The organism is Janthinobacterium sp. SUN206 (assembly GCF_030587305.1).
Taxonomy (GTDB): Bacteria; Pseudomonadota; Gammaproteobacteria; order Burkholderiales; family Burkholderiaceae_D; genus Janthinobacterium; species Janthinobacterium kumbetense.
The window spans coordinates 851,930-865,696 of record NZ_JAPWIB010000002.1 but is presented as its reverse complement, the minus strand read 5'-3'; the positions used below and the strand labels follow the sequence as shown (position 1 = coordinate 865,696).

Below are 13,767 nucleotides of genomic sequence, written 5' to 3'. Positions count from 1 at the left end.
AAGACTGCCCGGGCGCGTACTTGTATAGGCAAGCCTGCGCCCGGGCAACGGGGTGGTGGATTAATAGATGCTGGCGGGCGCGGCGCCGTCCAGCTGGGGCGCCACCAGCGGCAAGTCCAGCGTGAAGCGCGTGCCGGCGGGGCTGCTGGCCACCTGGATGGTGCCGCCCAGCAGGGCCGTGACGATGTTGTAGCTGATCGACAAACCCAGGCCGCTGCCGCCCTGGCCCAGCTTGGTAGTAAAGAAGGGGTCGAAGATGCGCGACAAATGCTGTTCCGCGATGCCGCCGCCATTGTCTTCGAAGACGATCCGCACGCGCGCCGCGTCCGCCGTGGCGGACAGGCGCATGCAGCCCGTGCCGACGCCGCCATCGTTGGGCGCGGGGGCGAAGGCGTGCAGCAGGGCATTGTTGATCAGATTGGTGACCACCTGGCCGAACGGGCCGGGATAGCTGTCCATGGCGATGCCGAAGGCTATCTCCATTTCGATGCGGTGGCCCGAACTGCGGATGCGGTTCATGACGGTGGCGATGATTTCATTGCTGACTTGTTGCAAGTCAAAGCGGCGCCGCTGCTCGGTGGTGCGGTCGACGGCCACCTGCTTGAAGCTGTTGACCAGGTCGGCCGCGCTGCGCAGGCCGCGCATCACCAGCGCCGACGCCTTGCCCGCATCGTCGATGAAGGCGGCCAGGTCGGAGCGGCGCAGGCCGGGACCGTTCATCAGGCGTTCCACGTCTTCCGTCTTTTGCTGCATGGTGCTGGCGATCAACAGACTGTTGCCGATCGGGGTATTCAGTTCATGCGCCACGCCGGCCATCAGCGAACCGAGGGCGGCCAGTTTTTCCTGCGATACCAGTTGCGCCTGGGCATCTTGCAATTGCCGGTAGGCGCTGGCGTTGTCGAGCGCGATGGCGCCATACGCGCACAGGGTGCGGAAGATCAGTCGCTCGCGTTCGCCATATGCGTTGGCGTGGCAAGCCTGCACCGTCATCACGCCCAGCACGCGCTCGCCCACCATCAGCGGCACGTACAGCACGCTCTGGTTATGCAGCGTGCCGGGCACCGTGTAGGCGTGGCGGCGCGGCGGCACCTGGTCGATATACACTTCGCGCCGGCCCAGCAGGCAGCGCACGGAGTAGGCGCGTGGATTGCTCAGTGGAATGGCGTTGTCGGACAGGGGCCGGCCCGCTTCCATGCCATGCGCGCGGCGCAGCGCCGTGCCTGCGGCGTCGAGCATGTAGACGGCGAAGGTGTTGACTGGCAGCAAGGCATGCACGTGGCGGTCGAGCACCTGGAACACGGCGCTGGCGTCGAGGTGGGTGGTGATTTCCTGGCCGATGGCCGACAGCCGTTCCAGGGTGTCGCTGGTCTGTTGCAGCACTTCGGCGCGGCGCGCTTCGGAAGCGGCCAGTTCGCGGTGGTGATAGCCTTCCGAGCGCGCATGTTCCGTCTGGTGGTAGACCTGCATGGCGGTGGCGCGGTTGCTCGCTTGCTGGGTATGGCTTTTTTCGCGCGCCATGCCCGCATCGAGGGCGATATCGTAGGCGCGCGCATAATCGCCCGCATGCGCGTATTCGCGCGCCAGCGCATCGAGCAGTTCGCCGGGCGGCGAATAGCCGTCGATCGAGGCGGCTACCTGCAGCGCCTGGTGCAGGAAATGCAGGGCGGGATTGCGTTCCAGCATGTCTGCGGGCGGCGGCAACTCATGGCGCGCATGCAACATCGACAAGACGCGCAGCGCCGCCACCTGGTGCATGGCGTCGCCCTGCGCGGTGGCCAGCTGGCAAGCCCGCTCGGCCGCCTGCAGCGCCTCGTCCGGGCGGTCCAGGTAGGATAGCGCGTGGGCGCTGCCGCGCTGGGCCATGCTGCGGAAATCGGCCTGGCCCAGCGCTTCGGCGCGCTGCGCCAGCCGGCTGAAGGCGTCGAGCGCCGTGTCGTAGTCGCCCTTGTCCAGGCTCAGTTCGCCCAGGTGGAACAGGGCGTTGGCATAGGTGCGCGCGCCAGCCACGGGCGCCAGGATGAGCAGCGCCTGGCGCAGCAAGTCTTCGGCCGCGGCCAGGCGGCCCAGCTTGCGCATGGTTTCGGCCGTATGCGTCTGGCAAGCGCCGATGCTGCGCGGCCAGCCGGTGGGGCGCGCCAGATCCAGTGCGCACTGCATCCACTCCAGGGCCGATTCGTTGTCGTTGAGGCTGGCGAAACAGTCGCCGATATTGATGGCGGCCGTGATGGCGCCGCGCAGCTGGCCGCTTTCCAGCGCCGCCTCGTAGCTTTGCATGTAGTGGCCGGCGGCCGTGCCCAGGTCGCGCGAGGTGTGCGCCAGCAAGCCGCGGAAGTCATGCACCCAGGCGGCCAGCGGCGCGGGCAGCTTGCCGCTGGCGCTGTCGGCCTGGAAATGGCTGCCCCAGCGCGCCTGTGCGGCTGGCGCATCGCGCAGCACGGCCCAGCGCGCCGCGGCCGCGTCGGCCAGGCTGGCGCGCATCGTATCGCCGGCGCTGCGCGCCTGCTCGGCAGCGGCCAGCAGTTCGGCATCGCAGCGGGCATGGTCGCCCCGGTCGACGGCAATCGAGGACAGCAGCCAGTGCGCGTCGGCGCAGGCTGCGCCGTCGCCGTGCGCGCACAGGATGGCGTGCGCCGCCATGGCCAGGCTTTCCGCCGTATCGAGCGCACCTTGCAGCCAGGCCACTTCCGCCTGCACCAGTTGCAGGCGCGCCTGCGCGATGGCCAGGGCGTGGGCCGGCAGCTGGGCCTGGGGCAGCAAGGCTGCCGCTTCGGCCGCATGGTGCAGCGCCTGGGCACAGTTGCGCTGGCGCAAATGCCATGCCAGCAGCATCAGCAAGGGCAGGCGCTCCAGGGCGCGCAATGGCCGCAGTGTATCTTCCCACTGTGCAATGTCATGTTCGAGTGCGAACATTTCCATCCGAAATCTCCCGCAAGGCGATGGTGTTGGCCAGCGGCCAGTGACACCTTATTGGATCGCATTGTAAGCTGCATCGGATGCAGTTGTTTGGTCGACTCGACAGTATTTTTTTACGCGCGCCCTTTCAGGCTGCGCAAAGCAGGCGGGGCGTGCACCAGCCCCTGCCGGCTGATGCACGTGGACAGCCTGGCACGGCTTGCCGCCCGTTTGCCGTGCTGTGCCGTGCCGCCTGTGCTAGCGGCCGGCGAAGTGCACGGTGCTGGCCGTTTCGCCAGCCTTGGCGACGGCGCCCGGAATATTGTTCAGCCCGGTAATGGCGATGACGTCGCCATCGTTGCGAAATTCCATGTGGGTGCCGCTGGCCGTTTCAAAGACGCCCGGTGCGCGGCCGAACAGCTCCACTTCGGGCTGTCCCTTGATTTGCGTGAAATAGCGGTTGACTTGCTGGCGCAGCAGCAAGGTATCGCCCGTGTCGAGCTGGTAGCTGTTGCCGTACTGGCTGAATTCCTGCGGGGCCAGTTTATACACCTTGCCGGAAACCTGGACCTTGTCCTGTTCGCCGATTTCCAGCGCACTGGCGCTGAGGCAAGACAGGCCGAGGACGAGGGCGGCGCTACCGAGGGCGAGGGTACGCGAGAACGATGCTTTCATGATTTCACCTTGTGATCGAGATGCTGGTTGGAGTTAGACCAATGTTGTCTCCAGCAGGTTCGCTGGCGGGGACAATGCCAAGGTAGCAAGCGGAGGGGGACCATGCCAGCGCAAAGCGATGAAACGCCGGAATCCGGCGCTGAAACGCGAAATCAGGCGATGGATGGTTTTGGAATGAATGGGAGAAAGCGGGCTCTGCGGCAGAATTTAATTCTGTTTAATTCGTGGTGGTAAACTTTTTATCGGTTTGGCGCCCGTCTCGACGACGGGCGCCAGGCGCGATCAATACAGCGTTTGCGCCGATTCGTGCAGCAGCTGGCCATACAGGGTATGGCGCATCTTGGCGATCTTGCCTTCAGACAATGCTTGCAGGATGGCGCATTGCGGTTCGATCAGGTGGCGGCAGTTATAGAACTTGCAACCGCCCAGGTAAGGCTGGAATTCGCGGAAGGCCCGCTCCAGCATGCCCTCGGACAAGTGGTACAGGCCGAATTCCTGGAAGCCGGGCGAATCGATGATGGAACTGTTTGCGCCCAGTTCGTCGAGCTTGTACAGGCGCGTAAAGGTCGTCGTGTGCTTGCCCGTGTCGAGCGCGGCCGAGATTTCGCGCACGGCGATGTCGGCATCCGGCACCAGCAGGTTGATCAATGACGACTTGCCCATGCCCGACTGGCCGATGAGGATCGACGACTGCCCCGCCAGCAGGGGCGCCAGGGTGGCCACCGCGTGCTCCGGTTCGGCGCGCGCCGACACTTCATCGACGGGATAGCCCATCGATGAATACGGCAGCAGGCGTTCGCGGGCGCGCTCCAGCGAAGCGGTCACGTCCGTCTTGTTGAGGATGATGCGCGCCTCGATGCCGGCCGCGTCGGCCGCCACCAGCGAGCGCGAGATCAGGTCGTCGGCAAAGCCCGGTTCCGTCGCCACGACGATGAACAGCTGCGTCAGGTTGGCGGCCAGCAACTTCGATTTGTACTGGTCCGAGCGGTACAGCAGGGTCTTGCGTTCCTCGATGCGGTCGATGACGGCCTGGTCGTTGGAGGTGCGCGTCAGGTGCACGATGTCGCCCACGGCCACATTGGTTTTCTTGCCGCGCGTTACGCATTGCAGCTTGGCGCCGTCCACGTCGGCCAGGTAATGGCGGCCGTGGGCGGCGATGATGATGCCCGTCAACTTGCCTTCGCTCATGGGGCCACCTGGCTGCTCTGGTAGATGAGGTCGGCCTTGGCGGCGCAGATGAAGTCGTTTTCGGACAGGCCGCCGGCGCCATGGTTGACCGAGTGCGTGTCGTAGCGCACGGCGCAGGTTTTGTAAGTAATGATGAGCTCCGGATGGTGGTCTTGCGTATGGGTCATATAGGCCAGGGCGTTCACGAACGCCAGGGTCTGGTAGTAATTCTTGAAGCCGAAGTCGCGGCACAGCTTGCCATTTTGCAAGCTCCATTGCGGCAGCAGGGCGTGCAGGGTGGCAATGTCCGTGTCGCCCAGCGCCTGCTGGCGCGGCGTGCAGGACAGTTGCGACAGGTCTTGCGAAGTCGATGGCGTATTCATGTCGTAGCCCCTTTCAGGTGGCGGATGCGCACGCTGGCCGGCGGGTGGCTATCGTAGAAGGCCGAGTGCAGCGGGTCGGGCGTCAGGGTCGACGCATTGTCTTCATACATTTTGACGAGCGCCGAGACCAGGTCGTCCGCCTGCGTGTGCGTGGCGGCAAAGGCGTCCGCTTCGAATTCATGCTTGCGCGAGCTGAGCGAGGTCAACGGTCCCAGCAGGAAGGTGAAGACGGGCAAGGCCAGCATGAACAGCAGCAGCGCCAGCGCATCCGTCGGCTGGCCCGTCAGCGCCAGGGCGACCGGGTCGACGCCCAGGCCCGCGTAAAACCATGGCTGCGTCTTCAGGAAGCCCAGCAGCGCCAAAAAGCCCAGCGAGATGACGAACATCATGGCGATGCGCTTGACGATGTGCTTGAGCTTGAAGTGGCCCAGTTCATGCGCCAGCACGGCTTCGATTTCCTGCGGCGCCAGGCGCGACAGCAGGGTGTCGAAGAAGACGATGCGCTTGTTGGCGCCAAAGCCCGAAAAATACGCATTGCCGTGGGCGCTGCGCTTCGAGCCATCCATGACGAACAAGCCTTTCGAGGCGAAACCCACGCGCTGCATCAAGCCTTCGATGCGGCTTTTCAGCGCTTCGTCGGCCAGCGGCGTGAATTTGTTGAACAGGGGCGCGATGACGGTCGGAAACAACACCATCATCAGCAACTGGAAGCCGCTCCAGACGAACCACGCGTACAGCCACCACAGGCCGCCCGACTTGGCCATCAGGGTCAGCACGACCCAGATCAGCGGCAGGCCGATGACGGCGCCCAGGCCCACGCCCTTGAGCATGTCCGTGAAGAACAGCTTGCGCGCCATGGTATTGAAGCCGAAGCGCTGCTCCAGCACGAACTGGCGGTAGTAATCGAAGGGCAGGTCGATCAGGCCGGAAATGGCGGCAAAGGCGGCGATCAGGCTGATCTGGTACAGCATGGGCGAGCCCGAGCCCATCCATTCATTCAGGTGCAGCGCCAGCCATTGCAAGCCGCCCAGCAAGGTAAAACCGATCAGCACGGCATAGTTGACCAGCAAGGTCAGCAAGCCGAACTTGGTCTTCGCCACCGTGTAGTCGGCCGCCTTCTGGTGCGCGGCCAGCGGGATCTTTTCCGCAAATTCGGCGGGCACGGCGGCGCGGTGGGCCAGCACGTGGCGAATCTGCCGCGAAGCGAGCCAGAAGCGCACGGCCAGGGTCAAAACGAGGACGGATACAAACAAAATCGAAAACGCGAGTGAATACATTCTGTGCCTGTGAGAAAATGGCTGATTATTTAGTTTGATTAGGCCAAGAGAGAATTATGTCACAAGCGACCGACTTAACTGCATCCACCCCCGCACCGATTGTTCCGGCACGTCCCAATGAGATGAATCTGGTCTGGGTCGACATGGAAATGACGGGCCTGGAGCCCGATACCGACCGCATCATCGAGGTGGCGGTGGTGGTGACGGACATGCACTTGAACCTGCTGGCCGAAGGCCCCGTGTTTGTGATTCATCAATCGGATGAAACCCTGAACAAGATGGATGCCTGGAACAAGGGCACGCACGGCCGCTCGGGCCTGATCGACAAGGTCAAGGCGTCGACCGTGACGGAAGCGCAGGCGGAAGCGGAATTGATCGCGTTCCTGAAGAAATACGTGCCAGCTGGCAAGTCGCCCATGTGCGGCAACACCATCGGCCAGGACCGCCGCTTCATGGTGCGCGGCATGCCGAAGCTGGAAGCGTTCTTCCACTATCGTAATGTTGACGTATCGACATTGAAAGAGCTGTGCAAGCGCTGGAAGCCGGAAATCGCCACCGGTTTCAAGAAACACCAGAAGCACACGGCCCTGGCCGATATCCTCGAGTCGATCGAAGAGCTGAAGTACTACCGCGAACACTTCATCAAGCTGTAATGTGATGACGCCTCGCAAAACCTACTGCGCGTCGGTATAGGCGGCCTGCGATGCTCACCGTACTTGAGTACGGTTGCGCTTCTTAGCCACCTCTCCCTTCCGCTCGCTACGGTTTTGCGAGGCGTCGCGAAGGATCTGTTACATCGTATCCAAGTCAAAGGCGGACCAAGCGCCATCCTCGCCTTGCCATTCCAGCGCAAACGGTCCCGTTTGCCGCAAGCCCGTGATCCACACGGTCTCGCCAGGATCGCGGAAATATGCCGCGCACTGGCCGAACGGCTGCCCCAGCCGGCACAGCACCAATCCTTCGCCCGCCACGGCGCACCATTGCTCATTGATATCGATCAAGGCCACGGCCGGGTCGCCATAGAACTCGCCCAGGCTGGCTTGCCGGCCATCGGCCGCCGTCACCTTGGCGTGTTCATATTCATGCTGGACAATAAATCGGGCGCTGCGCGCCAGTTCCGTGCTTGTCATGCGCTCTCCACGGTAGGCCAGACGGTTTCCTGGTCGGCGCGCGCCTCGGCGATCAGCCATTCGCAGAAGGCGTGCACGAGGGGCCGCGTTTCCGCCTGGGGCGAGCGCAGCAGGTAATAGCAGTGGGGGCCGCGCACGGCGTGCTCGAACACGCGCACCAGGCGGCCCGAGCGCAAATCGTCGCCGATCAGGGGGCTGGCGGCGATGGCCACGCCCTGGCCGCTGGCGGCCGCGTCCAGGCATAGATACGTGTGCGAAAAGCGCGCGCCGCTGTTGCCGCTATTGCCGCTGTAATGCACGCCGCAGCTGTGCAGCCAGCGCGTCCAGTCGATTTCGCCGGGCAGGTGCACTTCCGGTTCGTCGTGCAGCAGCGGGTAGCGCAGCAGGTCGGCGGGCTGGCGCAGGCTGGCCGCGTTGGCGCGGAAATCGGGGCTGCAGACGGCGGAAAACCATTCTTCCATCAATAAATCGACTTTCAAGCCAGGATAGCGGCCCGGTCCCAGGCGGATGGCCACGTCCACGCCATCGCGCGCCAGGTCGACCGGGTGCATCGAGGCCAGCACGCGCAGTTCGATCTGCGGATAGCGGTCGCGCAGGCGGCCCAGGCGCGGCATCAGCCAGCGCGAGACGAGCGAACTGGTGGCCGTCACCGTCACCACCTTGTCGTCGCCCTGGCGCCGCGCCTGCTCGGAGACGTCGGCCAGCTGGTTGAGTATCGGCCCCAGCGAAGCCGCATAGCGCTGCCCGGCGCTGGTGAGCACCACGCCGCGCGGCATGCGCTGGAACAGCACGATGCCCAGCCACGCTTCCAGCTGTTTTACGTGGTGGCCGATGGCGCCGGCCGAGACGTGCAATTCTTCGCCCGCGCGCTGGAAGCCTTCATGGCGGGCAGCCGCCTCGAAGGCGTGCAGGGCGGCGAGCGGGGGCAAGGGACGTGACATGGCACTCTTCAAGTGAATTGAGCCTCAGTAATATTCGGCCTATCCGTGAAGAATATTGGTTTGTTTCATTTTGCGCAAGCGAATATGATGCCGTCTATGCGTGAAGTGACCCGCAATAGGATTCACGCATGAACATCTTCCGGCCTTGCTTGGCATTTATATTTACAACGCCTGGGAAAACCGTCGCGAGCGGCAGTGATTTGTGGCTGAGAAGCGCAACCGTACTTCAGTACGGTGAGCATCGCAGGCCGCAAAGCGCGACGCGCAGCAGGTTTGCCCAGGTGTACTCTAAGAGGTTTAGTCATGTCTGATCGCCGCGCTGTTGCGCTGGTGTTGCTGTCGGCCGCCGGTTTCGGCAGTTCCGCAGTGTTTGCCAAGGCGGCGTATGCGTCCGGGGTCAACCCGTCGACCATGCTGGCCTTGCGTTTCGTTATCGCCGCCATGCTGTTGCTGCCGCTCGTGTGGCTGGGCGGCTGGCGCTTGCCGCGCGGTCGCCTGCTGGCCGGCTACATGCTGATGGGCTTGATGTACACGGCGCAGTCGCAAGGCTATTTCAATGCCCTCATGTATGCCAGCAGCGGCCTGTGCGGCATGTTGCTGTATGTGTATCCCGTGCTGGTGACGATCCTGGCGCTGGCGCTGGGCTGGGAAAAGCTGGACCGCCGCATGCTGGTGCTGATGGCGCTGGCGATTGCCGGCATGGCCATCACCCTGGGCGGCAAGCTGCAGGGCCAGCCCATCGGCATCGCGCTGGCCTTGATGGCCGCCGGCGTGTACGCCGTGTACATTCTGTTTGGCAACAGCTTGTCGAAAAGCCGCGAGAATATTCACCCATTGGCCGCTTGCGTGGTGATCCTGGGCACGGCAGGTCTGTCGAACAGCGCGATTGCCTTGTGGCAAGGCGTGTCCTTGCCGGGCACGGCGACGGGCTGGCTGGCCGTCAGCGCCATCGCCCTGTTCTCGACGGCCATCGCGATTGCCGCCTTCTTTGCCGGCGTGGCGCAAATCGGCGCGGCCAAGGCATCCATCATTTCCACGTTCGAGCCCGTCATCACGATGGCGTTCGGCGTGACCCTGCTGAAGGAATCCGTCAGCGGCACGCAATTGCTGGGCGGCGCCATGGTGCTGGCCGCCGTGGTATTGCTGGCGCAGCGCCCCACGGCGAAACCGGCATCCATGCCGGCGGTACAGGCCAGCGCCTGAGTTCAACGCTGACATTTTCTCAACACTGATCAGTTGTATCGATCGGTCTCCTTTGCGCTGCGACGGGTTTACTGTCGCGGCGCTTTTTTTGCGCGTAACTTTTTTCACATAAATAAGCCTTGATTGCGAATGATTCTCATTTATAATTAACTTCAAGATTCCCCCACCACCAGCCAGCCCATGCCAGCCAGTGTTCGCCTTGAAAGGAGACACCGTGACGAGCATGCCCCCTATTTGCAACACCGAGCTGGTCGCCAGCGAATTTGCCCGCCTGCGCCGCGAGAAAAAAGCCCGCCACCGCGACATCGCCGAGGAACTGGCCATTTCCGAAGGCGAGTTGATCGCCGCGCATGCCGGCTTGTCGCTGGCCGATGGCGCCTTGCTGGTCGCCGAGCGCCTGCAGGCCGACTGGCCCGCCATCATCGCCGCGCTGGAACCGCTGGGCGAAGTCATGGCGCTGACGCGCAACGCTTCGTGCGTGCATGAAAAGACGGGTGTCTATCGAAAAGCCAGTCACAACAACCACGTGGGCCTGGTGCTCGGTGGCGACATCGACTTGCGCGTGTTTTACCGCCAGTGGGCGCATGGCTTTGCCGTGCGCGAAGTGAACGAAAAAGGGGGCGGGAAGGAAGTGCAGCGCAGCCTGCAATTTTTCGATGCTGCCGGCTATGCCGTGCACAAGATCTTCATGAAGCCGCAAAGCGACCTGGCCGCCTATGACGCGCTGGTGGCGCATTTTTCCGACGCGGACCAGGCGGCCGGCATCGCCGTGACGGCGCCGGCTGCGCCGCCGGCCGAACTGCCCGACGCGCAGATCGACGTGGCCGGCTTTCGCGCCGCCTGGGCCGATTTGCGCGACACGCATGAATTTTTCACCCTGCTGAAAAAATATTCGGTCTCGCGCCTGCAGGGCCTGCGCCTGGCCGAGGCGCGCTTCGTGCAGCAGCTCGACAAATCCTGCGTGCTCGACCTGCTCAACAGCGCCGCCCTCGAAAAAGTCGCCATCATGGCCTTCGTCGGCAATGCGGGCATGATCCAGATCCATTCGGGGCCCGTGCACAAGATCGCCGTGATGGGGCCGTGGATCAATGTCCTCGATGCGCGCTTCAACCTGCATTTGCGCGAAGACCATATCGCCAGCGCCTGGGTGGTCAAAAAGCCCACGGTCGACGGGCTGGTGACGTCGGTGGAACTGTTCGACGCCAAGGGCGACACCATCGTCATGTTCTTCGGCGAACGCAAGCCGGGCGTGCATGAACTGTGCGAATGGCGCAACGTCGTCGAGCGCGTGCTGCAGGAGGGTGAACTATGCGCCGCATGATCGCCGCCAGCGTGGCGCGCCGCATCGCGCTGAAAAAAATGGGGGCGGGAGCCCTGGCCCTGGCCGCGCCGATGCAGGTGCTGGCCGCCGTCAGCGACGCGGCCAAGCCGATTGTCAAGGCGCGGCGCATCGTCAGCGTGGGCGGGGCCCTGACGGAAATCGTCTATGCGCTCGAGGCGCAGGGCGAACTGGTGGGCGTCGATACGACTTCGCTGTATCCTGCCGTTGCGCAACAGCTGCCGCAGGTCGGTTACGCGCGCACCCTGTCGGCCGAGGGCGTGCTGTCGCTGGCGCCCACGCAGCTGATCGCCACCGAGGAGGCGGGGCCGCAAACGGTGCTGCGCCAAGTGCGCGACGCGGGCGTGCCGGTGGCGGTACTGAACGCGAATAACAGATTCGAAGGCTTGCTCGAACGGGTAAAACAGGTGGGCCAGATCACGGGACGCGCCGACCCCGCCGCGCGCCTGGCGCAAGCCTTGCAACAGCAGTGGGACGGCGCCCTGGGCAAGGTGCGCCAGCGCAGCCAATCACCGGCACAATCAGCGGTGCGCGTGCTGTTCATCCTCGCCCATGCGCCGAACCAGGTAATGGTGGGCGGGCGCGAGACGGGCGCCGACGCCATGCTCGCGTATGCGGGTGCCGTCAACGTGATGGGCGGGCAGGGCGGCTTTGCCGGCTACAAGCCGCTCACGCCGGAAGCCGTGATCGCCGCGCGGCCCGACCTGGTGCTCGTCACGGACCAGGGCTTGAAGGCCTCGGGCGGCGTGGACGGCATCTTGAAACTGCCAGGGCTGGCGCAGACGCCGGCCGGGCGCAAGCACCGCATCGTCTCGCTGGAAGCCATGCTGCTGCTGGGCTTTGGCCCGCGCATGCCGCAGGCGCTGGCCGAACTCGATGCCGCATTTGCCAAAGCCATGGCCGCATGAACGTGGCCTCCCTGGCGTCCGTCGCTCCCTGGCGCTGGCCGCGCTGGGGCGCTGGCGGGCTGCTGGCCGCCGCCCTGGCGTGCGGCTTGCTCATCGCCGTGCAGGCGGGCGCCGTGCCGGTGGCGCTGGCCGACTGGCTCGCGCCTTTGCAGGCTGGCGGCGAGGCGCTGTCCGGCGGCGCGTATGTGCTGTGGCATATCCGCCTGCCGCGCGCCCTGTTTGCCATCCTGATCGGCGCCGCGCTGGCGCTGGCCGGCGGCTTGACGCAAGGGTTGTTCCGCAATCCGCTGGCCGATCCGGGCCTGCTGGGCGTGAGCAGCGGCGCCGCCTGCGCGGGCGCGGCCACCATCGTCTTTGCCGCCAGCCTGCACGTGGCGCCCGAGCTGCGCGTGTGGCTGCTGCCGGCCGCCGCGTTTGCCGGCGCCATGCTCATTTGCGTGCTGCTCGACCGGGTCGCCCGCTGGGCCACGCCCGGCTCCATCGTCGGCCTGCTGCTGACGGGCGTGGCGCTCAATGCCATCACGGTGGCCGTCATGGGCCTGTGCATCTACCTGGCCAGCGACGACCAGTTGCGCACCCTGACTTTCTGGACATTGGGCTCGCTGTCGGCCGGTAGCTGGCGCCAGGTGGCGGCCTTGCTGGTGGTGCTGGCCGGCGCGCTGTGGGCCACGCGCTTCCTGATGCGCTCATTGAATGCGCTGGCGCTGGGCGAGGCGCAGGCCCTGCACGTGGGCATCGACGTAGGCCGGCTGCGCACGCAGGTGATCGTGCTGGTGGCCGTGCTGACGGGTTTTGCCGTCGCCTGGTGCGGCGGCATCGGCTTCATCGGCCTGATCGCGCCGCACCTGGTGCGCACCTGGCTGGGCGCGGACCAGCGCAAGGTACTGCCGCTGGCGATGCTGATGGGGGGCTTGCTGCTGCTGTTGGCCGACACCCTGGCGCGCACGGTGGCCATTCCGGCGGAAGTCCCCGTCGGCATTTTCACGGCCTTGCTGGGCGGGCCATTTTTCCTGATGCTGTTGCGGCGCTTCCGCCACGGCACCGCCTGAAAGGATGCGCATGACGCCCCTGCTGGAACTCTCCTTCGCCACCACGCAACTGGGCCAGCAGTATTTCGGCCCCTTCAATCTGCAGGTAGCGCCGGGCGAGCGCATCGCCATCCTCGGCCCCAGCGGCGCGGGCAAGTCGACCCTGCTCAAACTGATGGCGCGCGAACTGCCTCCGCAGGCGGGCCAGGTGGCGTTCGCGGGCCGGCCGCTGGCGCAGTGGCCGCTGGCCGAACTGGCCCGGCGACGCGCCGTCCTGCCGCAAGGTTCGAACGTGGCCTTCGGACTGCAGTGCGAGCTGGTGATCGGCCTGGGGCGGGTGGCGCGCCTGGTCGACCCGCAATTGGAACAGATCGTGCAGGACGCGGCCGCCCTGGCGCACGCCGCGCATTTGCTGGGCCGCCGCCTGGACACCCTGTCCGGCGGCGAACAGGCGCGGGTACAGCTGGCGCGCATCTTCGCGCAGATGTGGGACGTACACGATGGCTTGATACTCGTCGACGAACCACTGGCGGCGCTCGATCCCGGCCTGCAGTTCGATTTGCTCGACAGCCTGCAGCAGTTTTGCGCCGCGCGCGGCCACGCCGTCGTCGCTATCCTGCACGACATCAATCACGCCTTGCTGGGCTTCGAGCGCCTGCTGCTGGTGCGTTCGGGCCAGCTGGTCGCCGACATCGCCAGCGATGCCGGCGCCGTGCCCGCCCTGGCGGCGCTGTACGGCATCGCCCTGACGACGGCGACCAGCAGCGATGGCGACGTGTGCGTCATCCCTGCCAGAAGCGCCGTGCGCAGGGCCGCCTGACCGA

13 protein-coding genes are annotated in these 13,767 nt (G+C 65.1%); 6 read left to right on the top strand and 7 right to left on the bottom strand.

What is annotated here, in order from left to right; all coding sequences use genetic code 11:
* Window positions 1-60: 60 nt before the first annotated feature.
* From O3300_RS16850 to O3300_RS16830, 5 genes are all read right to left on the bottom strand, one after another.
* A complete protein-coding gene (locus tag O3300_RS16850; RefSeq protein WP_305053579.1) occupies window positions 61-2,910 on the bottom strand; it encodes an ATP-binding protein in 2,850 nt (949 codons plus the stop codon).
* A 240-nt stretch (window positions 2,911-3,150) separates the two neighbouring features.
* Complete coding sequence (locus tag O3300_RS16845) at window positions 3,151-3,567, bottom strand: hypothetical protein (protein WP_099665017.1); 417 nt, start codon at window positions 3,565-3,567, stop codon at window positions 3,151-3,153.
* Between the two features lie 282 nt (window positions 3,568-3,849).
* Window positions 3,850-4,755, bottom strand: a complete 906-nt coding sequence (rsgA, locus tag O3300_RS16840; RefSeq protein ID WP_099665016.1) for a ribosome small subunit-dependent GTPase A — start codon at window positions 4,753-4,755, stop codon at window positions 3,850-3,852.
* On the bottom strand, window positions 4,752-5,117 hold the full coding sequence (locus O3300_RS16835) for a 4a-hydroxytetrahydrobiopterin dehydratase (RefSeq protein WP_099665015.1): 366 nt from the start codon (window positions 5,115-5,117) through the stop codon (window positions 4,752-4,754). The genes rsgA and O3300_RS16835 overlap by 4 nt, the downstream gene beginning before the upstream one ends.
* Window positions 5,114-6,394: a M48 family metallopeptidase gene (locus O3300_RS16830; protein WP_305053578.1), complete on the bottom strand. Its 1,281-nt coding sequence runs from the start codon at window positions 6,392-6,394 to the stop codon at window positions 5,114-5,116. Before O3300_RS16830 ends, O3300_RS16835 begins: the two co-directional genes overlap by 4 nt.
* Window positions 6,395-6,450: 56 nt before the next feature.
* Here O3300_RS16830 and orn point away from each other — a divergent pair, with 56 nt between their 5' ends.
* Window positions 6,451-7,047 carry an oligoribonuclease gene (gene orn / locus O3300_RS16825; protein WP_289899341.1) on the top strand — a complete coding sequence of 199 codons (597 nt, stop codon included), beginning with the start codon at window positions 6,451-6,453 and terminating at the stop codon, window positions 7,045-7,047.
* A gap of 138 nt (window positions 7,048-7,185) precedes the next feature.
* On the opposite strand, the gene O3300_RS16820 is transcribed toward orn, so the two are convergent.
* Window positions 7,186-7,524, bottom strand: coding sequence for a hypothetical protein (locus O3300_RS16820; RefSeq protein ID WP_305053577.1), 339 nt, complete (start codon window positions 7,522-7,524; stop codon window positions 7,186-7,188).
* Window positions 7,521-8,465 carry a transcriptional regulator GcvA gene (gcvA, locus tag O3300_RS16815; RefSeq protein WP_289899339.1) on the bottom strand — a complete coding sequence of 315 codons (945 nt, stop codon included), beginning with the start codon at window positions 8,463-8,465 and terminating at the stop codon, window positions 7,521-7,523. Before gcvA ends, O3300_RS16820 begins: the two co-directional genes overlap by 4 nt.
* A gap of 303 nt (window positions 8,466-8,768) precedes the next feature.
* Between gcvA and O3300_RS16810 the strand changes: the two genes are divergently transcribed.
* The 5 genes from O3300_RS16810 (at window position 8,769) to O3300_RS16790 (ending at window position 13,763) form a co-directional block, all read left to right on the top strand.
* Entirely contained in the window at window positions 8,769-9,668 is a 900-nt protein-coding gene (locus O3300_RS16810; RefSeq protein ID WP_077401189.1) for a DMT family transporter, read from the top strand.
* 223 nt (window positions 9,669-9,891) lie between these two features.
* Window positions 9,892-10,989, top strand: a complete 1,098-nt coding sequence (locus O3300_RS16805; protein ID WP_305053600.1) for a hemin-degrading factor — start codon at window positions 9,892-9,894, stop codon at window positions 10,987-10,989.
* A complete protein-coding gene (locus tag O3300_RS16800; protein ID WP_305053576.1) occupies window positions 10,977-11,915 on the top strand; it encodes a hemin ABC transporter substrate-binding protein in 939 nt (312 codons plus the stop codon). The genes O3300_RS16805 and O3300_RS16800 overlap by 13 nt, the downstream gene beginning before the upstream one ends.
* On the top strand, window positions 11,912-12,964 hold the full coding sequence (locus tag O3300_RS16795) for an iron ABC transporter permease (RefSeq protein ID WP_099665008.1): 1,053 nt from the start codon (window positions 11,912-11,914) through the stop codon (window positions 12,962-12,964). The genes O3300_RS16800 and O3300_RS16795 overlap by 4 nt, the downstream gene beginning before the upstream one ends.
* Before the next feature lie 10 nt (window positions 12,965-12,974).
* Window positions 12,975-13,763, top strand: a complete 789-nt coding sequence (locus tag O3300_RS16790) for an ATP-binding cassette domain-containing protein (protein ID WP_305053575.1) — start codon at window positions 12,975-12,977, stop codon at window positions 13,761-13,763.
* The last annotated feature ends 4 nt before the right edge of the window (window positions 13,764-13,767 follow it).